Raw genomic sequence first — 24,252 nt, forward strand, 5'->3', positions numbered from 1 at the left:
TTATGGAGCTGCACATGACTGCTGCACAGACTGAAAATCAACGCCTGCTGGCCCTGCGCGAACAACACGTGCCACGCGGCATCGCCACCGCCCACCCGATCGTGGTCAGCCACGCCCAGGGCACAGAGCTGTGGGATGTGGATGGCAAGCGCTACCTGGACTTCGTCGGCGGTATCGGCGTGCTCAACGTGGGCCACAACCACCCGCGCGTGGTCGAGGCGGTGCGCCGCCAGGTGGGCGAGATCTCGCATGCCAGCTTCCAGGTCGTCGCCTACGCCTCCTACATCGACGTGGCCGCGCGCCTGAACGCCATGATCGGCGCGGGCGAGGCCTACAAAAGCGTGCTGTTCACCTCCGGCGCCGAAGCGGTCGAGAACGCGATCAAGATCGCCCGTGGCTACACCAACCGCCCGGCGGTGATCTCGTTCCGCGGCGGCTTCCACGGGCGCACCCTGCTCGGCGTCACGCTGACCGGCATGAGCCAGCCCTACAAGCAGAACTTCGGCCCGTTCCCGGCCGAGATCTACCATGCCACCTACCCCAACGAATACCGTGGCGTGAGCAGCGACGATGCACTGGCCGAGCTTGACCACCTGTTCGCCACCGACGTGGCGCCCGACCGCGTGGCGGCGATCCTGATCGAGCCGGTACAGGGCGATGGTGGTTTCCTGCGTGCCCCCGATGCGTTCCTGCGGGCCCTGCGCGCGCGCTGCACCCAGCACGGCATCGTGCTGATCCTGGACGAGATCCAGGCCGGTTTCGGCCGTACCGGCAAGCTGTTCGGCTTCCAGCACGCCGGTATCAAGCCGGACCTGGTGACCGTGGCCAAGAGCCTGGCCGGCGGCATGCCGTTGTCGGGTGTGGTGGGCCGTGCCGAGATCATGGACGCACCGACCCCGGGCGGGCTGGGCGGCACCTACGGCGGTAACGCGGTGGCCTGTGCGGCAGCGCTGGCGGTGATGGACCTGTTCGAGGAAGAGGACCTGCTGGCCCAGGGCGAGCAGCGCGCCGCACAACTGCGTGAAGGCCTGCTGGCCTTGCAGAACCGTTACCCGTGCATCGGCGACGTACGTGGCCTGGGCTTCATGCAGGCGATCGAGATCGTGGCCGACGATGCCGGGCAAACGCCGGATGCGACCCTGGCCCAGGCGATCATCGACAAGGCCCGCGAAGCCGGCCTGCTGGTGATCAAGTGCGGCGTGTACCGCAACGTGGTGCGCTTCCTGGCGCCGCTGGTGACCACCGAGGCCCAGGTCGCCGAAGCCCTGCGCATGCTGGACCAGGCCCTGGCCCGCGCCACTGCCTGATACCCGCCACCCCTTCGCTGGCTTGCCAGCGAAGGGGCCCTTGAGCGAAAGTGTGGCCTTAGTTCACCCCGGTTCAGGAGTAGGGAATGGAAGCGGCAACCAAGCTGGATCGGATCGATATCAACATCCTGGTGCAGCTGCAAAAAGACGGCCGCATGACCAACGTCAGCCTGGCCGAGGCCGTGGGGCTGTCGCCCAGCCCCTGCCTGCAGCGGGTCAAGCGCCTGGAGGCAGCGGGTTACATCAGCGGCTATGAAGCGCATATCAACCTGGCCAAGTTCGCCAACTCGGTGACCATCTTCACCGAGGTCACCCTGAGCGACCACAAGCGCTCGGACTTTCAGAAATTCGAATCGAGCATCCGCAACATCGATGAAGTGCTCGAATGCCACCTCATCAGTGGCGGCTACGACTACCTGGTACGCTTTCTCACCAGCAGCATCCAGCATTACCAGGAGCTGATGGAGTCGATCCTGGACCAGGACATCGGCATCGAGAAATACTTCAGCTACATCGTGATCAAGTCGCCGGTGATGAAGAACAAGGTGCCGCTGCGCAGCCTGATGGCGGCGGTATAGCACTCACGCACGCGGTGCGTCGCGCAGGCTGTCGAACAGCGCCTGCGCCGCCGCCGACAGCTCGTGCCCCGGCTTGGTCAGCACGCCGATGGCACGCTCTACCGGATCGACCAGCGTGATGCAGCGCGCACCCAGTTCCTGCATCTGCTGCGCACACAGCGCCGGCACTGCACTGACCCCCAGCCCACTGGCCACCATGCGCCCTACCGTCGCCAGCTGATGGCTCTCGAACTCCACCGCAAGCTTCATGTCGCGCGCCTTGAGGTGCTCTTCAAGCATCACCCGCACGTTCGAGGGGCGCTGCAGGGTAATGAACGGATGCTGCAGCAACGTCTGCCAATCGACCTGCTGCAGCCCTGCCAGCGGCGACTCCAGCGGCACCACGGCGATGAAGCGGTCGATGTACAGCGGTGAAAACACCAGCGAAGAGCCTTCGAAGGGCTCGAACGCCACCCCCAGTTCCACCTGGCGGTCACGCACCATCTCCAGCACCTGCTCGTTGATCACGTCGTTTACCGTGACACCGATGTTGGGGTAACGGGTGCGGAAGGTCTTGAGGATCGGCGGCAGCAGGTTGCCGGCAAACGAGGGCATCGCCGCCAGGGTCACGCGCCCGCGCTGCAAGGTGAAACGCTGGCGGATTTCGTCTTCGGCGTTGTCCCAGTCGGCCAGCAGGCGTCGCGCCAGCGGCAGCAGCGACTCGCCTTCAGGGGTCAGCGTGACGTTGCGCGTGGTGCGCGTGAACAGGCGCCCGCCCAGGCCCTCCTCCAGCGACTTGATGGTCAGGCTCAACGCCGATTGCGACAGGTGCAGGCGCTCGCAGGCCACGGCAAAACTCAGGCTCTGGGCCACGGCCCAGAAGGCGCGCAGTTGCTTGACGGTCATGGGGGCCTCTGGGGTGCGTGCATAATTGTTGAGGTTTATCGATCAATCCATCTCAAAAATCAACTTAACAAATATATGTAATGGCGCAACACTCAGGGCACAAGACTACCCACAAGGAGAACACTCCATGCAAGACGTCGTCATTGTCGCCGCCACGCGCACCGCGATCGGCAGTTTTCAGGGCTCGCTGGCTGCCATCCCGGCACCGGAACTGGGCGCCGCTGTGATCCGCCGCCTGCTGGAGCAGACCGGCCTTGCCGGCAGCGAAGTGGATGAAGTGATCCTGGGCCAGGTACTGACCGCCGGCAGCGGCCAGAACCCAGCGCGCCAGGCGGCGATCAAGGCCGGCCTGCCCTATTCGGTGCCGGCACTGACCCTGAACAAGGTCTGCGGTTCGGGGCTCAAGGCGCTGCACCTTGGCGCCCAGGCGATCCGCTGCGGCGATGCCGAGGTGATCATTGCCGGCGGCATGGAGAACATGAGCCTGGCCCCCTACGTGCTGCCGGCAGCGCGCACCGGCCTGCGCATGGGCCATGCGAACATGCTCGACAGCATGATCAGCGATGGCCTGTGGGATGCGTTCAACGACTACCACATGGGCATCACGGCCGAAAACCTGGTCGACCAGTACGGCATCAGCCGCCAGGCCCAGGATGAATTTGCCGCCGCCTCGCAGCACAAGGCCTGTGCGGCCATCGAAGCGGGCCGCTTCAGCGACGAGATCACACCGATCCTGATCCCGCAGCGCAAAGGCGAGCCAGTGGTGTTTGCCACCGACGAGCAGCCGCGAGCCGGCACCACCGCCGAATCGCTGGGCAAGCTCAAGCCGGCGTTCAAGAAGGACGGCAGCGTCACGGCCGGCAATGCCTCGAGCCTGAATGACGGCGCGGCGGCGGTGCTGCTGATGAGTGCGCACAAGGCCAACGCACTGGGCCTGCCGGTGCTGGCGCGTATTGCGGCGTATGCCAATGCCGGCGTGGACCCTGCGATCATGGGCATCGGACCGGTCAGTGCGACCCGCCGCTGCCTGGAAAAGGCGGATTGGTCGCTGGGCCAGCTGGACCTGATCGAAGCCAACGAAGCCTTTGCTGCCCAGGCGTTGTCGGTGGGCAAGGAATTGGGCTGGGACGCGAGCAAGGTCAACGTCAATGGCGGCGCGATCGCCCTGGGCCACCCGATCGGCGCGTCGGGCTGCCGGGTGCTGGTGTCGTTGCTGCACGAGATGATCAGGCGCGATGCGAAGAAGGGCCTGGCGACGCTGTGCATCGGTGGCGGCCAGGGCGTGGCGCTGGCGATCGAACGCGACTGATTTCTGGGCTGCCTTGCAGCCCTCCGCTGGCAAGCCAGCTCCCACAGGTGCTCCACTGCCCCTAAGAGCAGTGATCTACCTGTGGGAGCTGGCTTGCCAGCGAAGGCGCCTTGAAGGCTGGCCTGGCTACTGGCCCTGAACCTGCACCATCAGCTCCACCTGCACCTTGGCCAGCATCTGCTCCATCCCCCCACCCCGGCGCATCCCGCGCACCGGGCAGGCGTCCAGGTAGTCCAGCCCTACCGCCAGTTTCAGATGGCGTTCGGGCCGTGCCAGCCGATTGGTGATATCGAAGCTGTACCAGCCGTCCTCCAGCCACGCCTCTGCCCACGCATGGCTGGCCAGATGGGTAGCGTCCTCGGTGCACAGGTAACCGGACACATAGCGCGCCGGTATGCCCAGGCTGCGCGCACACGCCAGAAATGCATGGGTATGGTCCTGGCAAACGCCCACCGCCGCAGCGAACGACTCGGCCGCCGTGGTGCCGACGCTGGTTGCCCCCGGGCTGTAAGGCATGTGCTCGGCCAGCGCATTCATCAGGTCGATCAAGGCCGCCCGGTCACGCCGTGCCCCACAATGCTGCAGTGCAAACGCCTGCAGCCCCGCATCGGCGGCCGTCAACGGGCTGCTGCGCAGGAACGGCAGCGGCGACTGGTCGTCCGGCTCCACCTCGCGCGTCGGGTCGATCTCGACCTGCCCCTGCGCGCACAGCACGATCTCGCCGTGTGGCTCGTCCAGTGTCAGCACATGCAGCACGTTGCCGTACGGGTCGATCTGGCTGTGCACCGGGCGCGGCATCTGCACCTGCCATTCGAGCACACGCTGACGCGCGCTGTCCTGCGGGGTGAGGCGCAGGAACTGGATGCTGGTACACACCTCGTCGGCGTAGCTATAGGTGGTGTCGTGACGAATGGACAGTTTCATACCACCTCCAGGTAGGCATCGTGAATGGCCTGACCCAACTGCCGGACCTCGTTGATGAACTCGATCAGCCAGCCATGCAGCCCGGCATCGAGGATTTCGTCAATGCCGGTGTAGCGCAACCGCACCACCAGCCCGGCTGCCTGGCGCTGCGCCGGGCGGCCGTTGACCCCAGGCAGGCCGGACAGGATCTGGTCCAGTTCCTCGATACAGGCCTGCAACCCGCGCGGAACATCGGGCCGCAGCAACAGCATCTCTGACACCTGTTCGGCGTTGGGCGCATTGCGGTAGATCTCGTTGAACGCCTCGAAGGAGGACAGTGCGCGCAACAGCGCGCTCCACTGGTAATAGCCGCGCGCCGACTGGTCACTGACCTCTTCGGACTCCTCGCCGAACATTTCATAGCGCGCATCCAGCAGGCGCAGGGTGTTGTCGGCCCGTTCGATAAAGGTACCCAGGCGGATGAAGCCATAGGCGTCGTTGCGCATGATGGTGCCCGAGGTGGCCCCACGGAACAGGTGCGAGCGCTCCTTGACCCATTCGCAGAACTGGCTGATGCCGTAACGCCCCAGCCCATTGCTGGCGATGTTGCGCATCTCCAGCCAGGTGGCGTTGATGTTCTCCCACATGTCGGCGGTGATGCGCCCGCGTACCGCGTGTGCATTGCTGCGGGCCGCACGCAGGCAGCAGTAGATGCTGCCTGGGTTGGTTTCGTCGAGGGCAAAGAAGTGCAGCATGCGCTCGGTGTTCAGCGCACCATGATGCGCCTTGTAATCCTCCAGGGTGCCGGCCGCCAATAACGACATGGCAAGCTCGGCGTGGCCGTCGGTACGCCCGGCCTGGGGCATCAGCGACAGCGAATAGCTGACTTCGAGCATGCGCGCGAGGTTTTCGGCACGCTCCAGGTAACGCGACATCCAGTAGAGGTCCGCGGCTGTTCTTGAAAGCATGGTTCAGTCCTCCACCACCCAGGTGTCCTTGGTACCGCCGCCCTGCGACGAGTTCACCACCAGCGAGCCTTCGCGCAGCGCCACGCGGGTCAGGCCGCCGGGCACCAGGCGCGTTTCACTGCCCGACAGCACGAACGGGCGCAGGTCGATATGGCGCGGGGCAATGCCGCTTTCGACAAAGGTCGGGCAGGTCGACAGGCACAGCGTGGGTTGCGCGATATAGGCCTCGGGGCGGGCCTTGAGGCGCACGCGAAACTCCTCGATCTGCGCCGCCGTGGCGGCCGGGCCCACGAGCATGCCGTAGCCGCCCGAACCCTGGGTTTCCTTGACCACCAGGTGCTCCAGGTTGGCCAGCACATGGGACAGTTCGGCCGGTTTTCGGCACTGCCAGGTAGGTACGTTCTTGAGGATCGGTTCTTCGTCCAGATAGAAACGGATCATGTCGCCGACATAGGGGTAGATCGACTTGTCGTCCGCCACCCCGGTGCCCACCGCATTGGCCAGCACCACGTTGCCCAGGCGGTAGGCGGCGATCAGGCCGGGCACGCCGAGCATCGAATCGGCATTGAAGGTCAGCGGGTCGAGGTAGGCATCATCGAGCCGGCGATAGATCACATCCACCGCTTGCGGGCCGCACGTCGTGCGCATGAACACGCGGTCGTCGCGCACGAACAGGTCGGCGCCCTCCACCAGCTCCACGCCCATTTCGCGGGCCAGGAAAGCGTGTTCGAAATAGGCACTGTTGAAGCGCCCAGGCGTCATCACCACCACGGTGGGGTTGTCCAGCGGGCTGGCGCTCTTGAGGGTGTCGAGCAGCAGGTTGGGGTAGTGGTCGATCGGCGCGATACGCTGGGCGGCAAACAGCTCGGGGAACAGGCGCATCATCATCTTGCGGTCTTCGAGCATGTAGCTCACCCCGCTGGGGGTGCGCAGGTTGTCCTCGAGCACGTAGTAGCTGCCATCGCCATCGCGCACCAGGTCGACCCCGGCAATGTGCGCATAGATGCCGCGGTGCAGCCCCAGGCCGCGCATGGCCACCTGGTAGCCCTCGTTGGCCAGCACCTGCTCGGCCGGAATGATCCCGGCCTTGAGAATGCGCTGCTCGTGGTAGATGTCGGCCAGGAACATGTTCAGTGCCTGCACCCGCTGCACGCAGCCGCGTTCGATCACCTGCCATTCGCTGGCCTTGATGCTGCGCGGGATGATGTCGAAGGGGATCAGGCGCTCTGTGCCCTGCTCGTCCCCGTACAGAGTGAAGGTGATACCGGCGCGATGGAACAGCAGGTCGGCTTCGCGACGGCGCTGCTCCAGCAATTGCAGAGGTGTGTCCGCCAACCAGCGTGCAAACTCCCGATAGTGCGGGCGGCATTGCCCCGCGGCATCGTACATCTCATTGAAAAAAGCTCGGGACATACCCCACTCCTCGCCGTGTTCACAACGGCTTGTTCTAATTGGCTGCTGTCGTCCACTACCCGGGCCTTGCACAAACTTTAGCAAGCGTTGTGCCCAATGCCCGGCAAACCGCGAATTAAACCCCTCGCACGCCTGTGGACGTACGTGCGCCCTTGCCAGAACGCCCCAAAACAGTGCGAAACGCGCCCCCCAGAGGCACCGCGCACCTTTTGGTAACAATGTGTATCGATGGCCTTTGGCCCGCTGCGCCGCGCCGGTTCCTGGCCTAGACTCGCCCGCATCCCTTTTGCGAGTGTCCCGCCATGACTGCATCGCCGCTACTCACCGCGTTTCTGCCCGTCGCGCTGGGCATCATCATGTTCGGCCTGGGGTTATCGCTGACCCTGGCCGACTTTGCCCGGGTGGTGAAGTACCCCAGGCCGGTGGTGATCGGGTTGGTGTGCCAGATCCTGCTGCTGCCGTTCATCTGCTTTCTGATCGCCAACGGTTTTGGCCTGGCGCCGGCGCTGGCGGTGGGCCTGATGCTGCTGGCGGCTTCGCCTGGAGGCACCACCGCCAACCTGTTCAGCCACCTGGCCCACGGTGATGTGGCGCTGAACATCACGCTGACGGCGGTGAACTCGCTGATCGCGATCCTGACCATGCCGTTGCTGGTCAATCTGTCGCTGGTGTATTTCATGGAGGCCGACCAGGCCATCCCGTTGCAATTTGCCAAGGTGCTGCAGGTGTTTGCCATCGTGCTGGTGCCCGTGACCCTGGGCATGCTGGTACGCCGGCTGACGCCTGCGTTTGCTGCACGCATGGAAAAGCCGATGAAGATCGTGGCGGCGCTGTTTCTGGCGGGCACGGTGATACTGGCGCTGATGAAAGACTGGCAGACCGTGGTCGAGTACGCCCCGTTGGTGGGCGCGGCGGCGTTGCTGTTCAACCTGTTGAGCCTGATGTTGGGCTACTGGGTGCCGCGCTTGTTGAAGATCCCGAAACGCCAGGCGATCGCGATCGGCATGGAGATCGGCATTCACAACGGTACCCTGGCGATTGCGCTGGCGTTGAGCCCGACCTTGCTGAACAACTCGACCATGGCCATCCCGGCGGCGTTGTACAGCCTGATCATGTTCTTTACGGCGGCGGGGTTCGGGTGGTGGGTGAGCCGCAGTCCGGTGCGGGCGACAGTGCTCGATTGAGCGTACTGGCGCCTGCGCCGGCACAGCCGGCGCAGGCGCCACCGCGGTCTAGCCTTGCTCCTCCAACCGCCGCTGCCGCCTCCCCAGCCAGCCACCGGTAGCCGCCCAGCCCAACGCTATCCCCGCCCCGATCAGCATCGCCAGCTGCGGATGCTCTCCCAGCACATCCAGCCCGCGCTTGACCCAGCCACTGAGCGCATCGCCGCCCCGATAGACCACCGTGTCGATGAAGTTCTTGGCGCGGTACTTCTGCTCTGCCGGCAACACCGTGTACAGCATCTCGCGCCCAGGGCGCACCAGCGCATACTCGCCCGCCCGGCGCACCACCATCACCACCACGAATACCGCAAACACCGGGGCCAGGGCCAACCACAGGAAACCGGCCACCATCACCAGCGGCACCGCCACCAGCAACACACCCACCCCCATGCGCCGCGCAATTCGCCCGGTAAGAAACAGCTGCGTGAGAATCGCCAGCGCCTGCACCACCGTGTCGATCAGGCCGAACACCTGGGTTTGCCGGGTGCGGTCGGCAAAGGTCTGCGCCACCAGCCGCGCCTGCTCGAAGTACAGGAATGTGCTGATGCTGGCCAGCAGCACCACGAACAATGCCAGCATCAACAGATAGGGCGAACGCAGCACCTCGCCAGCGCCGGCGAACGGGTTGCCACCCAGTGGCCTTGAGCGTGGGTGCTGCACCTCGGCCGGCAGCGGGTCATGGTCGCGCCAACGTTGCAGGTACGCCGCCGCGCCAATGCTGCCCAGCAGGCACAGCGTGGCCAGCAACACCAGCCCCGCATGCCCGATCACGCCCACCAGCACGGTGCCCAGTATCGGCCCCACCAACCCGCCCAGGCTCGCACCGGCCGCCAGCAGGCCGAACAGGCGCTTGGCCTGCTCCACGCTGAACAGGTCGGCCAGCACACTCCAGGCCAGCGAGATGCTCAGCAGGTTGAATACCGACAACCAGATATAGAACGCCCGCGCCACCCACAGGTTGTCTGGCTGCACCGCAAACACCAGGGCGAACGCCAGCAGGTTGCTGGCCAGAAAGCCGTAGGTCCAGGGCAGGATACGCCGGCGCCGGGCCCGCGCCACCACCCAGCCGAACAGCGGCAAGGCCAGCAAGGTGACCACGAAGGTGCCGGTGAACAGCCACTGCAGGTTGTCCACCCCACCCGCCACGCCCATGGTCTCGCGCACCGGGCGCAGCATGAAGTAGCCGGCAAACAGCAGGAAGAACAATGCGAGCCCACCCGCCACCGCCGGGGTCTCATCCTCGTGAAACGTGAACAGCCGCGCCAGCAGGCGCATCAGGCAAACAGCTTGATCAGGGCCCGCTGCTGCGCCGCATCGAGCAACGCGCCAGTGCCGGCCTTGAGCTGGTCGAGTTGGCGATCAGGGCGGCTGGTGGCGGGAATCACGGTGGTCACCGCCGGGTGGCTGATGGCGAACTTGAGGAACAGCTGCGCCCAACTGCCGATGCCCGCTTCAGTCGCCCAACCAGGCAGCGCCTGCCCCTTGACCCTGGCGAACAGGCGGCCGTCATCGAAGGCGCGGTTGATCAGCACCGCCACGCCGTTGTCCAGCGCCAGCGGCAGCACGCGGCGTGCAGCATCGGGTGCATTCACCGAGTAGTGGATCTGGATGAAGTCCAGCTTCTCGCTGCGCACAATACGCTCAAGCTCCGCCAGCCCGCTGTCGGTGTAGTGGGTCACACCGACGTAGCGGGTCTTGCCTTGCGCCTTGAGTTCACGGGCGTAGGGCAACTGCCGCTGCCAGTCGCGCAGGTTGTGGACCTGCAGCAGGTCGACCTTGTCGGTACGCAGGTCACGCAGGGTGCCCGCCCATTGCGCCTGGGCGGCTGCCTGGCTGTCGGCGGCGATCTTGCTGGCCAGAAAGGTATGCTCACGCCAGCCGCCCTCCTCCAGCAACTGGCCAAGGACGGCGTCGGCACCGCCATAGTTGGGCGAGGTATCGATGACCCGGCCGCCGCCGTCGAAGAACACCTGCAGCACCTGCCTGAGCTGCTGGTACTCGGCGGAACCGGCCGTGACCTCGAAGCTGCCCGAGGTGCCCGCGCCGATCACCGGCAGCGCCTCGCCGGTGGACGGGACCTTGCGTGTGAGCAGCGCAGCCCCAGGCTGCGCACGCACGTGGGGGCTGGCAAGCATCAGGCCCAAGCCTGCGGCCAGCGCGGCGGTGCCGGCGAGAAAGTGACGACGGGTAGGCATGAGCAGTCCTCCTGGCGTGGCGCCGTACTAGGGGAAAAGGTTCAAGCATAGACCATGCCCCGCGTACGCCTTGCACCGCCCGATTTGCTCAATCGCCATGCGCTTCTATATTGAGCTAGTCCCTGTTGCGAGTGCAAAGCGTGGCCAGCACCGATCGGTTGATCATCTGCGAGCACTGCGACTGCGTGTATGAAAAGGTCGAACTCGCCAAACACCAGAAAGCGCTGTGCCTGCGTTGCGGCGCAGTGCTGCAGCGCTATAACGGCCTGAGCGTGCAGCAGCGACTGGCGCTGAGCCTGACCGCAGCGATCCTGTGGCTGTTCGCCAACTTCTACCCGGTGATGAGCATCAGCCTGCAAGGCCTGCACAACAGCGCCACGCTGTGGGATTCGGTCAAGGCGCTGGCCGACGGCCCCATTACCTTTATCGCTCTGGTGGCGGCCATCTCGATCATCATCGCGCCGATGTTCCAGTTGCTGTTGCTGGTGTGGGTACTGTTGCACGCGCTGGCGCGGCGCCGCTCACCGGCCTTTCACCTGTGCATGCGCTGGCTCGAGACCCTGCGCCCCTGGAGCATGCTCGAGGTGTGCCTGCTGGGTGCGATGGTGGCGGTGTTCAAGCTGGCCGGGCTGCTCGATGTGCTGCCCGGCATCGGCCTGATTGCCCTGGCTGCGCTCAGCCTGCTGATGATTCGCCTGGCCGGGCGCGACATCCGCGACCTGTGGAGCCAACTGCCATGAGTACGCCGACACTGGCCAGCGACCTCGGCCTGGTGCTGTGCCACGCCTGTGGCCTGGCCTGCGACAACCGCGAACGGCCGCACCAGTGCGAACGCTGCGGTGCACCGCTGCACCCACGCAAACCCGATTCGCTGGCGCGCACCTGGGCCTACCTGATTGCCGCCCTGGTGTTCTACATCCCCGCCAACCTGCTGCCGGTGATGAACACGGCGCTATTCGGCGCGGGCGCCGACAGCACCATCATGAGCGGCGTGCTGGAGTTCTGGGCGCATGGCGCCTGGGATATCGCCACGATCATCTTCGTGGCCAGCATCGCGGTACCGGCGACCAAGTTCGTCGCCCTCGGCCTGCTGCTGGTCAGCGTGCAGCGGCGCAGCACCTGGGCGCAGCGCGAGCGCTCGAAGCTGTTTCGCTTCGTCGAGCTGATCGGCTACTGGTCGATGCTCGACGTGATCGTGGTGGCACTGGTGGCCGCGCTGGTGAAGTTCCAGGCGCTGGGCGACATCGAGCCGCGCCTGGGCATCCTGTTTTTCGGCATGGTGGTGGTGTTCACCATGCTCGCGGCCATGAGCTTCGACCCCCGCCTGATCTGGGAAGCCCCCACTACCAAGGAGCCTGCGCATGAGCGATGACAGCTATCAGGGCGGGCCGCCACCCGGCCGTCCGGCCATCAAGACCCGGCGCTTCAGCGTGTCACTGGTATGGATCGTACCGATCGTGGCGGTACTGGTAGGGATGTCGCTGGTGGTGCACAGCTGGCTGCAGGAAGGCCCGACCATCCAGATCACGTTCAAGACCGGCCAGGGCCTCGAGGCGAACAAGACGGCGGTGAAGTACCGCAACGTGGTGATCGGCCAGGTCAGCGCGGTGGAGCTCAGCGCGGACCAGAAGAGCGTCACCGCCACGGTCAAGCTGGTCAAGCAGGCCGAGAACTTCACCCGCCAGGACTCGCTGTTCTGGGTGGTGCGTCCGCGCATCGGCGCCGGCGGGGTGTCGGGGATCGATACGCTGTTTTCGGGCGACTTCATCGGCGCCGATGCCGGGCAGTCGGACGCCCGTGCCAAGACCTTCACCGGCCTTGAGGCACCGCCGCCGATCACCTATGGCGAGCCCGGCAAGCGCTTCAACCTGCATGCCTCCGACCTGGGCTCGCTGGGCATCGGTTCACCGGTGTACTACCGCAAGATCCAGGTCGGGCAGGTGGTGTCGTATGCCCTGGATACCGATGGAAAGGGGGTCAATGTCGAGGTATTCGTGCATGCCCCCAACGATGCCTTCGTCACCGACAACACGCGGTTCTGGAATGCCAGTGGCGTGGACGTCGAGGTGGGCGCCAACGGCTTTGCGCTGCGTACCGAATCGCTGTCGTCGCTGATGGTCGGCGGCGTGGCGTTCCGGGCCCCGGACTACAGCCCCGACGACACCGCCGCCGCCGAAGACAAGACCTTCGAACTGTTCGACGATCGCGCCGCCGCCCTCGCCCCGCCCAACGGCAAGGCACAGTACCTGGCGCTGCGCTTCGACCAGGCCTTGCGCGGGCTCAGGGTGGGCGCACCAGTGGAGTTCCTCGGCATGGAGTTCGGCCGGGTGGTGGGCATCAACCTGGACTTCGACCCCAAGACCCGCACTTTTCCGGTCAATGTCGGCATCGTCATCTACCCGCAACGCCTGGGCCAGGCCCACACCAAGATGCTCAAGGCGCTGAACCACAACCCCGATGACGAACAGGCCGGAATCCGCCTGATGGGCACGTTCATCGACAACGGGCTGCGCGCCCAGGCGCGCAGCGGCAACCTGCTGACCGGGCAGCTGTACATCGCCCTGGACTTCTACCCCAAGGCGCCCAAGGTGGCCTTCGACCCCAGCGCCCGCCCCGTCACCATCCCGACCCTGCCCAGCAGCCTGGAGCAACTGCAGGAGCAGTTCCAGGCCATGGTCGAGAAGATCAACAAGCTGCCCATCGAGCGCATCGCCGCCAACCTGGACGGCAACCTGGTGGAACTGCGCAAGGCCCTCAGGCAGTTCAACGGCAAGACCCTGCCGAGTATCGACACCACCTTGCAGGACATGAGCGCCACGCTCAAGTCGGCCAACGCGACACTGGCCGACGACTCGCCACAGCGTGAACAGTTGTCGCAGACCCTGGACGACCTGGGGCGCATGACCCGCTCGATGCGCGAGCTGGCCGACTACCTCAAGCGCAACCCTGAATCGCTGTTGCGCGGCCGGCCCGAGAATGCGCCCGCCGATGCCTTGCAACCTTCTTCATCTCAATGAGCGCAGGAGCCCGGACCATGCCCACTCTGTTCAAACCCGCACTGCTCGGCCTGGCCCTGCTGCTGGCGGCCTGCCGGGGTGACCCGGTGCACTACCACACGCTGGTGCCGGCGCAGCCGCCCCCCGCCACCGGTGCCGTCGACGTGCGCATCGAGTTCCTCAGCGTACCGCCCCAGGTCGACCGCGCGCAGATCGTGGTGCGCCAGAGCGACAGCGCACTGGTGGTGCTGGAAAGCGAATGGTGGGGCTCCACTCTGGTAGACGAGGTGCGCAGCGCCCTGAGCGGCCAGCTCGGCAGCAACGCCCAGCGGGTCATGGGGCTGCGCCTGGAGGTGCAGCGCTTCGACTCGGTGCCAGGCCAATACGCCTTGCTCGAGGCACGCTGGCGCCTGCGCGCGATCAGCCCTCAGGGTGGCGAACCCGCGCTGCGCTGTCATAGCGTGCTACGTACGCCCGCCGGAGCCGGCCTGCCCGAGCTGGTGGCCGCACAGCAACGCAATATCGCGCAACTGGCCAGCGTGATTGCGCGCACCGCTGCTGCCGGGCGTGGCACTTGCGCCGCAGCGACACCCTGAGGGTTCAGGGCGCTGTGCGCGTGAACAGCGTGGTCACGCTGCCGGCAATGATCGCCTTGACCGGCGCCCGGTGTCTATCCAGCCGTGGGACGCCATCGATGCCCGGGTCGGCAACACGGCCAAGGTGATAGAGCGAATCCTTGCTGTCCTGTATCAGCTCGCCACGCAAGGTCACCTTGGGCTGCGCACCCGAAGGGATGCCCGACCAGTCACTGCCGAAGGTCAGTTCGAAGTTCAGGTAGCCCTCCCAACCGGCCGGCATGTCGAGATCGACCCAGGCGTACTTGAAGTTGGCGCTGGACGTAGTGCTCTCACGATGAATCAGCGTCTGCCCGTTGACCGGTGTACCGACCGACACAGTGTACGAACTGCCTTTGGGCAGGTTCTCGAACAGCACGGCCAGGTCGATCCTCGCGGCCTCATCACCTTGGTCGTAATAGGCCTTGCCGGCTACGCTGGGCTGATTACCCTCCACCACGTACAGGTTGTTCTGGCCGATATGCGGGTGTTGCGCGATGTAGGCGACCAAATCCTTGATCTGCGAGATCCTGGTGAGTTCGTCCCCGTGATCGTCTGTCACCGCCAGGGCAATCAGGCAGTAATGGTCTTTGGCCGGCGGCGGGACCCAGACAAAGGCGTCCTCGCTGACGCCGATCTCCCCGGCCTTGATCGCGAACGGGGGCGCACTGTTGCCTGCACCGTTGGCCAGCTTGTTGTGCGCCCACAGCTTTGGATACAAGAGGATATTGGGCTCGGACCAATACAGGTTCCAATGCCCGCTCAGGTCCTGGTCGGTGTGGTTTTTACCCCTGACGTACAGAAAGTTGTGCTGCCCTACCCTCACTGGGCGGGTGTTCTGCCTTGCATAATTGACCTCGTTCGCGAGCTCCGCAGGCCGCTCCAGCGGCACCAGGGGGCTCACGACGATATCCGGTGAATGATAGGCCTGCGTGCGTGGCACTTCGCCCTTTTCGTTCAAGTGATTGCGAATGGTGATGCCATTCCATTGGGTCGCGCTTTCGACGCGCCCGAAGAGGCGCGCTCCACGCTGCTGCCAGGACGCCTGCAATCCTGCTCTCATCGACGCGAGCGACCAGCCGGAGGGCTTGCGCCGCGCGTTCAGGTAGCGCGTGACCACGTTGCCCGCCACCAGCACGCGCACCGGCGCCATGCGCGCATCCAGCCGAGGGTTGCCGGCAAGGTCAAGCGCCGGTTCGCCATATTTATACAGCCTGTGGCCCTCCTCCATCACCAGCTCGGCACGCAGGGTCAGCTCAGGTATCGCCCCCTCGGGGATGCCGGTCCAATCGTTGCCCAGGGTCAAGGTGTAGGAAAACAGTGTGGTCCAGTTGGCTGGAATCTCGAGGCCAGGCCAGCCGCGCTTGTGGTTGTTGTCCGTCGAATTCTCGAAACTGTCAGTCAGGGTTTGGCCGTTGAGTGGCGTTCCCGAAGCGATGGTGAACCGGCTGCCCTTGGGCAGGTTGCTGAACAGCATCATCAGGTCGACCGTACTGGCCTCGATACCATGGTCATAACCGGCCTTGTCGACCACAGAGGGTCGATCGCCATCCACCAGGTTTACGTTGCGCTGCGCGAAATGCGCGTTATTGATGTTGTATTCACACAGGTCAACGATGCCTTCGTTCTCCATTACCGCGTCATCGTGCCCCGGCGTCAGCGCCATGGCGACCAGGCAGCAGTGCGGATCTTGCGCCGGTGGCACCCAGACAAACGCGTCCAGCGTGGCACCGATCTCGCCCGCCCGGATGTCCAGCGCAGGGGTCAGGTTCGAGGTAGAGTCGCGCAACTGGTTACCCATCCATTTGCTCGGGTAGAGCAGGATATTGACCGGCGCCCAGAACAGTTTCCATTGACCGGCCTGGTCGCTGTCGGTGAAGTTTTTGCCACGCACGTAGATGTAGTTGGGCTGTTCGGCGACCATAGGCTTGCTTTGCAGCGCGTCGTAGTACGCCTGCTCGGTGAGTATCCCGGGCCGCGGCAGGGGCTCGGTGCCATTGACGATGATGTCAGGGGAGTACCAGCTTTTGGGGCGTGGCACCTCGCCCGCCTCCCCCAGTGAATTGCGCAGGGTGATACCGGTCCATTTGGCCATGTCACGTGCTCCTGAGGAGTCAACTCGAGAAACGGATCTGAATTTTGTGCAGAACGGTCTTGCGTACCGGTGCCTTGGGGCTTTCGATGGTCGAGAATTCGATGCTGACTGCCGCATCCGGGGTCTGGGTGTCCAGCCTGCCGGGCTGCAAGTACAACTCGATGTTCGTCGTCAGGTCGGCGACCTGCCTGGCGATTGCGCCGATCACCTTGCTGCCCTGAACCGACTGCCGCGGTATCTCTAGCGCCGTCACCGTGCTGCTGCGCACGCCTATCTGGGTGCCCTCGGCCAACGCGGTACAGCGCAGGTCCAGGTTCAGCTCGTCGAGCTTGATCCGTTGGCTGTAACGCGCCTTCACGATAATGCCTGGTGAATCCTGCGCGCCCTTCTCGCGGTGCAGATGGACAATACTGAACGAGGCACCGTCCGTGTGTTCGGTACTGATGCGATAGCCTGTCTGCAGAGCCCCTGAGGGGTTGTCGAGCTGCACGCCCGTCAGGGTCAGGTCGGTATCCATTGGCATCGCGGTTCTCCTTGGGCAAGGGCCCGTCAGTTAAGCGGGATAGTTGTCGGCCTCGAACTTGCTGGCCATGTACTCGAGCAGGTCCAGGCGCAACTGGGCCAGCTCCAGGAACTCGGGGTTGCCGTACACGCTCGCCGCCGCGTAGTAGGTGGCCCACCACGGGATCAACTCGCGCAGCAGGCCAGGCTCCGCGCCGGGCGGGCCCAGCACCGCGTCGATAGCCGTAGCGATCTGCAACTGGGTCGGGTTGGCGATGCCCAGCTGATGCTCGATCAGCAACACCAGCCAGCGGTTGGCGGCCAGGTTCGGGGGTGGGCTGATCCTGGGCACCTGGCTGTCGTCCTTGACCGGCTGGAACGGCGCAGGCACGCGGCTGACATAGGTGGTGCGGTACAGCACGCGCCAGGGCTTGCTTGGGGTACTCAAGGCTTCGCGCATGGCGGCCGCCGCCGCGGTGGTGGAGTTGTTGAGCCAGTTGGGCTCGATCACACCTGCCAATGCAGTGAAGTTCTCGGCATTCGGCGACAGCAGAAATGACATGTAGCGGTAGCCATCGACCTTGCCGGGGGCAGCGCTGCTTTGATAGCCATCCAGCTGCAGGCGGCCATCGGCAGCGGTGGACATGATCGGCGCGGCCAGGAACCCGGTGGGTGACACATCGCACTCCAGGCTGAACCCCGTACTGCTGGTAGCACTTCGAGTGGCCGTCATGGTCCAGGTTTCGCCAATCATCGTATCGTGTTCCGTGAACAGCCCACCGCCTGGCGAACCTGCCTCGGCCCTGACATCAGGGCCGCCGGCCAAGGTAAACGTCTTGCCGGCCACATAGGTCTCCGAGTAGCTGTTGGCCACGCTGTGTTCCTGGCTGTGCAGGCCTCCGTCGGCCGTCCAGACATAGGTGTTGCACAGGCTGCGCAGGTTGCTGGTACCGGCAAAGTCATAGGCAGGGTTTTCGGCGATTTTCGATTTCAACAGCCCCAGCTGTTCCTTGTCATCGTATTGCGTCAGGTCGAACTGCTCGTAATAGGCTTTCAACGATGCCTCGCGCTTTTCGATCAGCTGTTTGGTGCGATATGCCTCCACTGGCTTGAAGTAACTGCCGCGCGTTTCATTGGCCTCTGGGTAATTGAGATCGTTGACCAGCCCGACCTTGCCATCCAGCGTGCCGTTCTTGATGTAGTTGGGGTTGATCGGGAATATCAGTATGTTGGTGTCGACGGGGATATCGGTGTTGGGCTGCAACTGGTATGCCACCGGCGTCTGCGTCCCCTTGAGGGCGAGCATGTAGAGGTCGGCCACTGAGGATTTCACCAGTGCCATCCCTGCGTTGTTGGGTACGAAGCGTCGCCCCACCACCGGGTTGAGTATCGCGTTCTCCGGTTCCCAGTGACCTGTTGGCCTCATCGACGTCGATAGATAGAGGTTGCTGCTGTGTGTGCTCTGCACCTCCTGCGTAGTGGCTTCGGTGCGCGAGTCGGCGTATTTGACGCCTATCTTGCCCTCCGCCTTCAACAGTACGGTCGTGGCCTCGGCACCGAAGCCAACCGATATGCCCACCTCTCCCTTTATCAGCCCACCCGCCTTGGTGCTGGTGTCGATCTTGAACATCTTGCTCTGGCTGCCCTTGAACGACCAGACCTTCGAGTCGCTCTCGGTGTAGGCCACGCTGCAGAAACCGTCATACAGGCGTGCTGGCCCACCTCGATCATTTTCCCAGAAGGCCAGGGTCTGATTTTCACTGGGGATCGGTGGGCCGCCCTCGATGACCCCGATCAAGGTGGGCTTGCTCTGCACCTGGCCGACGTAGATCGTCTCCAGGTCGCTGACCTTGTAGCCTGCGCGCAACGCCGTGCCGTCATAGGCGGTGGGATAGGCATAGGCACGCTTCATCACGCTGAAACGATTGGCGTAGGCATCCTCCTGGGTGTTGCCATACTCGACCACCGTAGGGGCTCCGTCGATCAGCACGAAATCAAGGCCCAACGCCGTTCCCAGCACGTTGAACACATACTGCGCCTCGTTCTGGATCGGCGCACCGGGGTTGGCCCAGGCCGGTGCGGCGGCCGTGGCGGGCGACATCGCGCCATTGTTGCCATGCCCACTGGCATCGAACAGGGTCGGCCCCGATCCGGCCTGCATGTCCCAATGCGCCGCCAGCCAGTTTTCACGGCCGTGGAGCGGGCTGTTGATGGTCTCGCGTATCTGTTGCCAGGTCAGGCGCGCGCTGAACATCCGCACCTCATCCAGCCGGCCGCTGTAAGAACATTCCAGCGTGGAACCGCGAAGCACCCCACCCATCGTGAACTGGCGATCCTGATACCCTCCGACCTGCGCCACGGTCAGACGCTTGGGCGGGACCGGCTGGCCATCGATCAGCAGCTCGGCCTGCGCCACGTCCGGCCAGATCGCCCATAACTGATTGCCGGTCAGTTGCAGAGGATGTGTGCCGGTCAGGTCGGCGGCTATCTCCCCGGCCATTTCATCAAAGTCCCAGCCCGCCACCAGACCTTCATGGTCCGTCGGCGTAAGCCGAAACTGCGCAGTTCGCAAGATTTCTGCGGCATGCAGTACCCGGCTCCACACGCGCACATGCGACAGCAGGCCCTCGAAGTGAAAGGTATCGCGATCACTGCATCCCACATACAGAGTGGATTCACCCGCCTTGACCACCACCGCATCGAGAAGATCGTCCTGGCGATTGATCTGCACCGATTCGCCATTGACGAACAATTCGGCATGCACGAAATAGCGGCTCTCGACCGGCTCCTGAGCATCGGCTTGCTGCTTGACGCCACCGCAGTGCACTTGCGCCACGACATGGCTGGTCGTACCACTGGCCAGGCGAAACCGCACCTCATGGGCGAAGCTGGTTGAACGTGATGGGCTGTCCAGGTGCACGGTCAGGCAGACGTCGCCCAGGCTGTTGATGTACAGCGAATAGGCGCCCTTCTTTTCGACAATGACCTGCTTGCGGTTGAGTACCGCCGGGGCGACCCAGGCCTCCAGCGTGAACTCGTTGACCAGGCTGAATGCTGCGGCCTCGTTCACACTGCCATGGTGCTGATCGCTCAGGGCCAACGCATGGCCCTGGCGCGACACCATGCTTATGTGGCTCCAGCCTTTGATCAACTGGTCGGTGCCTACAATCAGGTCGTTGCGGCCCACAAACGGCTCCCTCAGTACGCCCTTCGCGTCCCAGGGTGTACTGAGCGGGTTGGTCAGCAGCGCGTCGTGCTCTGTGCCGGTCACTGCAGCGTTGGTTATCTGCCTGCCGGTACCTTCGGTCAGGTTCCAGCGCAACCCCAGCAAGGTGTCGTGGTTGGAAAAACCGAACCCGTGGCTGCGCACCACCTCATCGTCGCGCAATGCGCGCTGCCAGAACGCCACACCGTTGATTCGGGTTGCCAGGCTGCCACCGAGCTTGGAGCCGACGGTCAGCGCGCCGAGCCTGCCGTCGAAGGTGTTGGCCGCAGTGCCTGTAACCGGTGTGCCGGCGTCGACGAACAGCTTGCAGGTGACCTGCGCATCCGTGTGCGCACCGGCCACCACCAGCGTCAGGCACGACCAGCGATTGAGCGGCAAGGGCTGAGCCGAATCGAGCGTGGCCATCGAGCGGCGAAATGTGAAACGGGCCTTGCCATTGGTTGCTACCGTCAGTGCCAGGTACTCAAGGCTGCCACCGACTTCGGCAACGTTGAGCACGGCACCACTGACCAGCGTGGCGGGCATGTACACATAGATCTGTACCGTCAGGGCCGGTGGCTGGAAGGTTACCGAGCTGGTGAAGAAGCTGTTGGTCCCCATCACCAGGGCCGGCAGCTGACGCACCCCGAGCAGGTACTTGAGCTCCAGGTCGGGATGCTCATAGTTGCCCGCGATGTTGCAGCTCAGTGCACGTGCGTATCCACTGTCGATCTGCTCATCTGGCCACACCCACGCCTGCAGGGTCTGATCGGAGTCGATGGCCAGGCGATTGGCCGGGGAAAAGTTGCGGTCGATGTTGAACTTCACATGGCCGGTACGCGTGGTACCCGTATTGAACGCCAGGCTGCTGCGCGGTGCTGGCGGCATCCAGCCACCGTTGACCCCTGGGGTGAGGATCGGCGCGTGCCCTTCGACAAAGCCGGAGGTATCGCCAAGGCGGCCCACGCCACCATCGGTTGGCGGAGTGTCGACCAGTGCCGAGAACGATGACGAACCGGCAAGTACCCGCACCTCACCATCAACCGACAGCGTGGCGCCCTGCAAGATCGCCGCAGGGGTCTGTGGCAGCAGAGCCATCGACCTGGCGCCGTCCGCCTTGCCCTGGAACAGCACCCGAATCAGCTGGGCGTATGCCAGTGCCCCCCCCTGTTCAAGTGCACCGGTGTGATTGACGACGTGCGAGCTGAGGCCGTTGCCCAGGGCAAACATCGTAGTGGGCAGGCTGTCGGTATAGGTGGCCGGGTAGGCGTAATCAGGATCGTCGCCATTGAGCGTTGCGACAAACTGCGCCTGATGTCGCGATACATCTGACAGGCGGGTGCCGTTGATCAGCACATTGCACAACATCGCAGTACTGCCGTCGCTGATCGACAGATCAAACGCCGACAGGCTGTCGAGCACAAACAGCAGGACGTGCCCGGCCTGCAGTTCTTCCAGCCCCTGGCTCATCGGCACACCGTAGACCCGTGTACCGGGGGTGGTGACTGTCTCGTAGGCGTAGCGCGGCGCATTGCCGTTGAATACCTGCACCAGCAGGCTGGAACTGGTCGGCACCTGCTCCCACACCTGCACCAGCGACTGCGCCTGTGGCCAATGTGCAGGGGCTGCGTTGGTCAGCGTGATGGTGACGAAGTCGTCGCTGCTACCGGCTTGGACTTCGACCGACTTCAGCGGTACAGGCAATCGCGCCACCGAGGTAAACAGGTAGTAGCAGCCGTTGCCATCCTGGCGCGCCGGTACCATCACCGCCGCAATCTTTGCGGCATAGTCGAAATAGGGTTGGCTATTGCCCAGCGCGTGCATGTCGTCGGGGTTGTTGGAACCTGCGCCATTCCAGATCTTCGACAGACTGCTGACATCACGTGGCAGGCCGCGCCAGGTCTCCGTACCCATGCCGGCGGGAAGATCAACGACGATGTCGCACCACAACGGCGATACGGTAGAGGGCTCTACCGTGATCCGCGCAGCGTTCATGTAGGTGCCGACGCGGTGCGCGACAAAATTCATGAACCCGCTCTGAACCGCATCCGGGGCGACTACCAGCCGCCTGCCGACAGGCACCCACTGATCGCTTGCCCAGCCACGATAATGCCCAGTCGCAAGCTCCTGCGCCGCCGTCATGGCATTCGCCGCTGCGGCCTGCCAACCGGTGCTCCAGTCCACGGTAAAAGTGGCCCGAGCGGCTTCGGTGGAGTACTGCGCGACACACAGGCGGTCCTGCTCGCCCTGATAGTACAAGTGCAGCAAGGCATCCGAAGCGTCAAGCAGGTGGGCAGCAGCCTTGGGCTGGATGAACCCGGCAAGGCCCACGTAGTAGGTCAGGCCATGGCTGTCGTAGTAGAACGTGCCACTCATGTTGCTGTCGACCGGCGAGGCCGAAGCGCGCAGGTAGGGGCCAATGACCCGCACGCCGATGGCGGGGTCGGCATCGTTGGGGGTGGTCGGCGGCACCACGCTGTAATCGATGCTCTCACAGGCCAGTGCGACCTTTTGCTGGGTGCCCACCTTGATGCGCAGCGTTTTCAAGGCACCGGCAAAACCGTTGCTGGAGGCGCCGACCTGGTTGATCGGTGTATTCACAGGCCCTGCTGCGGTCTGCACAGGTGTCAGTGCCACCGCCGAACCGTTGACCTTGATGGTGAAGGTGTTGGCGCCCGGCCCGGTGTAGGCGATGTGAATCTGCGTCCACACATCCTTGAACAGCACCTGGTGCAAGGTGCGGCATGCCACCCGCTGGGTGCCATTGCCAAACCCGACTTCAATCTTGTCGCCATCCACAATGTGGACAAACGGTGCCAGCTTGCCCACATCGGTCTGCGGGTCGCCCCCCAGCACCTGCACGTCGTCACCCAACCGCGCGGCACTCAGCAGCATGTCGAACTCGAAGCTGCCAGACACCGCCACCCCTGGCGCCAGCACCAGGCTCGACACACCGTCAAAGCGCAGGTCGAAGGCCGCCGGTACGATGGCACTGGCATGCAAGACGCCCTGGATCTGCGCCAGGCCCCCGCTCGTTGACACTGCGCTGTCGATAACCACGGTTGCGGTGCCGTTGCCGCTGGCAGGTACGGTCAGGGTGATCAGGCAGCGCATCGCACGGCGCACCCCCAGGCTGGAACCATCGGCCTGCACCACCCGCTCATGCTTGACATAGGTAGCCGCACGTGGCGGTTGGACAACGGGCAGCGGCTGCCCGGTGGCGGTGGCGCTCACATGGAAAATGCTGTCTGGCGCAATGCGCAAGTCGTCATCGAGGACCTTGCCGGTGATGTCGAACAGGCCGTTTTCGCTGGCGGGGAAATTGAATAGCCGCACAACATTCGACTCGCCTGGCACGATGAACTGCCAGGCCAGCTGGCTGTCGCCGGAGATCGGCAGCAACAGCACCTCGAACTTGCCCTCTTTTACCCCGTCGATCATCGACAGCTCGATGGCCGGCTCCACAAACGGCACCCCGTCGGGGTTCAGGTAATCCTGCTTGTCCGCTTTGTCGGCGGCCACGTCCTCCTTGGCGCTGCGCGAGTAGCGGGCTTCCCAGGCCGGTTCGAGAAAGTACAGCGTCACGTCCTGATTGTCCGCGGACAGGCGCTTGACCAGGCGAAAACGATGCACGTAAAGCGTCCCGTGTGCCGACTGCTGCACGACGCACAGGTACTGCTGGTCGGTGATGACGCGAAAGCACTCGGTGCTCGGTTGCAGGGTACTGCCGGCGACTTTCAGGGTAATCAGGTTCATCCCCACCTGACGCACCTGGTCGGTGAACGTCAGTGGGCTGAAACCGACCCAGTCCAGATTGTCATCACCACTGTAGGTGTTTTCGGCCAGGACGTTGAAATGGATGTCGCGGTGCATGGGATCGATATCGCGACCGAACACCACCACCACACCCTGAAAATTCACCGACACCAATTGATCGTAATTTTTCACATCGTCGCTCCCGTCTGGCTACGTGCGCAACACAGGGAAAAACGATAGTGCCAAGAGGCGAACGATGTCACCTGACAGAACTAGAGTTGAACGGCTGCACAAACCTTGGTAA

17 protein-coding genes are annotated in these 24,252 nt (G+C 64.1%); 8 read left to right on the forward strand and 9 right to left on the reverse strand.

Annotated elements, in window-relative coordinates:
- Positions 1-14 precede the first annotated feature (14 nt).
- Both gabT and KUO17_RS08030 read left to right on the forward strand, forming a co-directional pair.
- Positions 15-1,307, forward strand: a complete 1,293-nt coding sequence (gabT, locus tag KUO17_RS08025; RefSeq protein WP_217974874.1) for a 4-aminobutyrate--2-oxoglutarate transaminase — start codon at positions 15-17, stop codon at positions 1,305-1,307.
- Positions 1,308-1,393: 86 nt separating this feature from the next.
- The gene (locus tag KUO17_RS08030) at positions 1,394-1,885 is read left to right on the forward strand and encodes an Lrp/AsnC family transcriptional regulator (protein ID WP_163949012.1); all 492 of its coding nucleotides are present in this window, start codon (positions 1,394-1,396) and stop codon (positions 1,883-1,885) included.
- Positions 1,886-1,888: 3 nt separating this feature from the next.
- On the opposite strand, the gene KUO17_RS08035 is transcribed toward KUO17_RS08030, so the two are convergent.
- Entirely contained in the window at positions 1,889-2,770 is an 882-nt protein-coding gene (locus KUO17_RS08035) for a LysR family transcriptional regulator (protein WP_217974876.1), read from the reverse strand.
- Positions 2,771-2,897: 127 nt separating this feature from the next.
- Between KUO17_RS08035 and KUO17_RS08040 the strand changes: the two genes are divergently transcribed.
- The gene (locus tag KUO17_RS08040; protein ID WP_217974878.1) at positions 2,898-4,079 is read left to right on the forward strand and encodes an acetyl-CoA C-acetyltransferase; all 1,182 of its coding nucleotides are present in this window, start codon (positions 2,898-2,900) and stop codon (positions 4,077-4,079) included.
- Between the two features lie 126 nt (positions 4,080-4,205).
- Here KUO17_RS08040 and KUO17_RS08045 read toward each other — a convergent pair whose 3' ends face one another.
- Genes KUO17_RS08045 through KUO17_RS08055 form a run of 3 tightly spaced genes read right to left on the reverse strand, consistent with a single transcriptional unit; the run spans position 4,206 to position 7,363 of the window.
- On the reverse strand, positions 4,206-5,003 hold the full coding sequence (locus KUO17_RS08045) for a transglutaminase family protein (protein WP_217974880.1): 798 nt from the start codon (positions 5,001-5,003) through the stop codon (positions 4,206-4,208).
- On the reverse strand, positions 5,000-5,950 hold the full coding sequence (locus KUO17_RS08050; RefSeq protein WP_217974882.1) for an alpha-E domain-containing protein: 951 nt from the start codon (positions 5,948-5,950) through the stop codon (positions 5,000-5,002). The genes KUO17_RS08045 and KUO17_RS08050 overlap by 4 nt, the downstream gene beginning before the upstream one ends.
- A gap of 3 nt (positions 5,951-5,953) precedes the next feature.
- Positions 5,954-7,363, reverse strand: a complete 1,410-nt coding sequence (locus tag KUO17_RS08055; RefSeq protein ID WP_217974884.1) for a circularly permuted type 2 ATP-grasp protein — start codon at positions 7,361-7,363, stop codon at positions 5,954-5,956.
- A gap of 302 nt (positions 7,364-7,665) precedes the next feature.
- Between KUO17_RS08055 and KUO17_RS08060 the strand changes: the two genes are divergently transcribed.
- Positions 7,666-8,547: a bile acid:sodium symporter family protein gene (locus tag KUO17_RS08060; protein ID WP_217974886.1), complete on the forward strand. Its 882-nt coding sequence runs from the start codon at positions 7,666-7,668 to the stop codon at positions 8,545-8,547.
- Positions 8,548-8,595: 48 nt separating this feature from the next.
- On the opposite strand, the gene KUO17_RS08065 is transcribed toward KUO17_RS08060, so the two are convergent.
- Positions 8,596-9,861, reverse strand: a complete 1,266-nt coding sequence (locus KUO17_RS08065) for an NTP/NDP exchange transporter (protein WP_217974888.1) — start codon at positions 9,859-9,861, stop codon at positions 8,596-8,598.
- Entirely contained in the window at positions 9,861-10,781 is a 921-nt protein-coding gene (locus KUO17_RS08070; RefSeq protein ID WP_217974890.1) for an aldo/keto reductase, read from the reverse strand. The genes KUO17_RS08065 and KUO17_RS08070 overlap by 1 nt, the downstream gene beginning before the upstream one ends.
- A gap of 140 nt (positions 10,782-10,921) precedes the next feature.
- Between KUO17_RS08070 and KUO17_RS08075 the strand changes: the two genes are divergently transcribed.
- From KUO17_RS08075 to KUO17_RS08090, 4 genes are read left to right on the forward strand one after another with little or no spacing between them, the layout of a single operon-like run.
- Positions 10,922-11,521 carry a paraquat-inducible protein A gene (locus KUO17_RS08075; protein ID WP_217974892.1) on the forward strand — a complete coding sequence of 200 codons (600 nt, stop codon included), beginning with the start codon at positions 10,922-10,924 and terminating at the stop codon, positions 11,519-11,521.
- On the forward strand, positions 11,518-12,153 hold the full coding sequence (locus KUO17_RS08080; protein ID WP_217974894.1) for a paraquat-inducible protein A: 636 nt from the start codon (positions 11,518-11,520) through the stop codon (positions 12,151-12,153). Before KUO17_RS08075 ends, KUO17_RS08080 begins: the two co-directional genes overlap by 4 nt.
- On the forward strand, positions 12,143-13,798 hold the full coding sequence (locus KUO17_RS08085) for a PqiB family protein (RefSeq protein ID WP_217974896.1): 1,656 nt from the start codon (positions 12,143-12,145) through the stop codon (positions 13,796-13,798). The genes KUO17_RS08080 and KUO17_RS08085 overlap by 11 nt, the downstream gene beginning before the upstream one ends.
- A gap of 17 nt (positions 13,799-13,815) precedes the next feature.
- Entirely contained in the window at positions 13,816-14,373 is a 558-nt protein-coding gene (locus KUO17_RS08090; RefSeq protein WP_255263475.1) for a PqiC family protein, read from the forward strand.
- 4 nt (positions 14,374-14,377) lie between these two features.
- Here KUO17_RS08090 and KUO17_RS08095 read toward each other — a convergent pair whose 3' ends face one another.
- Genes KUO17_RS08095 through KUO17_RS26930 form a run of 3 tightly spaced genes read right to left on the reverse strand, consistent with a single transcriptional unit; the run spans position 14,378 to position 24,140 of the window.
- Positions 14,378-16,486: a hypothetical protein gene (locus tag KUO17_RS08095; RefSeq protein WP_217974900.1), complete on the reverse strand. Its 2,109-nt coding sequence runs from the start codon at positions 16,484-16,486 to the stop codon at positions 14,378-14,380.
- Between the two features lie 19 nt (positions 16,487-16,505).
- Complete coding sequence (locus KUO17_RS08100) at positions 16,506-17,009, reverse strand: hypothetical protein (protein ID WP_217974902.1); 504 nt, start codon at positions 17,007-17,009, stop codon at positions 16,506-16,508.
- A gap of 30 nt (positions 17,010-17,039) precedes the next feature.
- Positions 17,040-24,140 (reverse strand): LamG-like jellyroll fold domain-containing protein, encoded by a 7,101-nt coding sequence (locus tag KUO17_RS26930; RefSeq protein ID WP_217974904.1) that lies wholly within the window; start codon positions 24,138-24,140, stop codon positions 17,040-17,042.
- Positions 24,141-24,252 lie beyond the last annotated feature (112 nt).

It is taken from the genome of Pseudomonas aegrilactucae (genome assembly GCF_019168305.1).
GTDB lineage: Bacteria > Pseudomonadota > Gammaproteobacteria > Pseudomonadales > Pseudomonadaceae > Aquipseudomonas > Aquipseudomonas aegrilactucae.

Coding starts and splice junctions, on each gene's coding strand:
- gabT (WP_217974874.1), top strand. CDS start 15: ATGACTGCTGCACAGACTGAAAATCAACGCCTGCTGGCCCTGCGCGAA.
- KUO17_RS08030 (WP_163949012.1), top strand. CDS start 1,394: ATGGAAGCGGCAACCAAGCTGGATCGGATCGATATCAACATCCTGGTG.
- KUO17_RS08035 (WP_217974876.1), bottom strand. CDS start 2,770: ATGACCGTCAAGCAACTGCGCGCCTTCTGGGCCGTGGCCCAGAGCCTG.
- KUO17_RS08040 (WP_217974878.1), top strand. CDS start 2,898: ATGCAAGACGTCGTCATTGTCGCCGCCACGCGCACCGCGATCGGCAGT.
- KUO17_RS08045 (WP_217974880.1), bottom strand. CDS start 5,003: ATGAAACTGTCCATTCGTCACGACACCACCTATAGCTACGCCGACGAG.
- KUO17_RS08050 (WP_217974882.1), bottom strand. CDS start 5,950: ATGCTTTCAAGAACAGCCGCGGACCTCTACTGGATGTCGCGTTACCTG.
- KUO17_RS08055 (WP_217974884.1), bottom strand. CDS start 7,363: ATGTCCCGAGCTTTTTTCAATGAGATGTACGATGCCGCGGGGCAATGC.
- KUO17_RS08060 (WP_217974886.1), top strand. CDS start 7,666: ATGACTGCATCGCCGCTACTCACCGCGTTTCTGCCCGTCGCGCTGGGC.
- KUO17_RS08065 (WP_217974888.1), bottom strand. CDS start 9,861: ATGCGCCTGCTGGCGCGGCTGTTCACGTTTCACGAGGATGAGACCCCG.
- KUO17_RS08070 (WP_217974890.1), bottom strand. CDS start 10,781: ATGCCTACCCGTCGTCACTTTCTCGCCGGCACCGCCGCGCTGGCCGCA.
- KUO17_RS08080 (WP_217974894.1), top strand. CDS start 11,518: ATGAGTACGCCGACACTGGCCAGCGACCTCGGCCTGGTGCTGTGCCAC.
- KUO17_RS08085 (WP_217974896.1), top strand. CDS start 12,143: ATGAGCGATGACAGCTATCAGGGCGGGCCGCCACCCGGCCGTCCGGCC.
- KUO17_RS08090 (WP_255263475.1), top strand. CDS start 13,816: ATGCCCACTCTGTTCAAACCCGCACTGCTCGGCCTGGCCCTGCTGCTG.
- KUO17_RS08095 (WP_217974900.1), bottom strand. CDS start 16,486: ATGGCCAAATGGACCGGTATCACCCTGCGCAATTCACTGGGGGAGGCG.
- KUO17_RS08100 (WP_217974902.1), bottom strand. CDS start 17,009: ATGCCAATGGATACCGACCTGACCCTGACGGGCGTGCAGCTCGACAAC.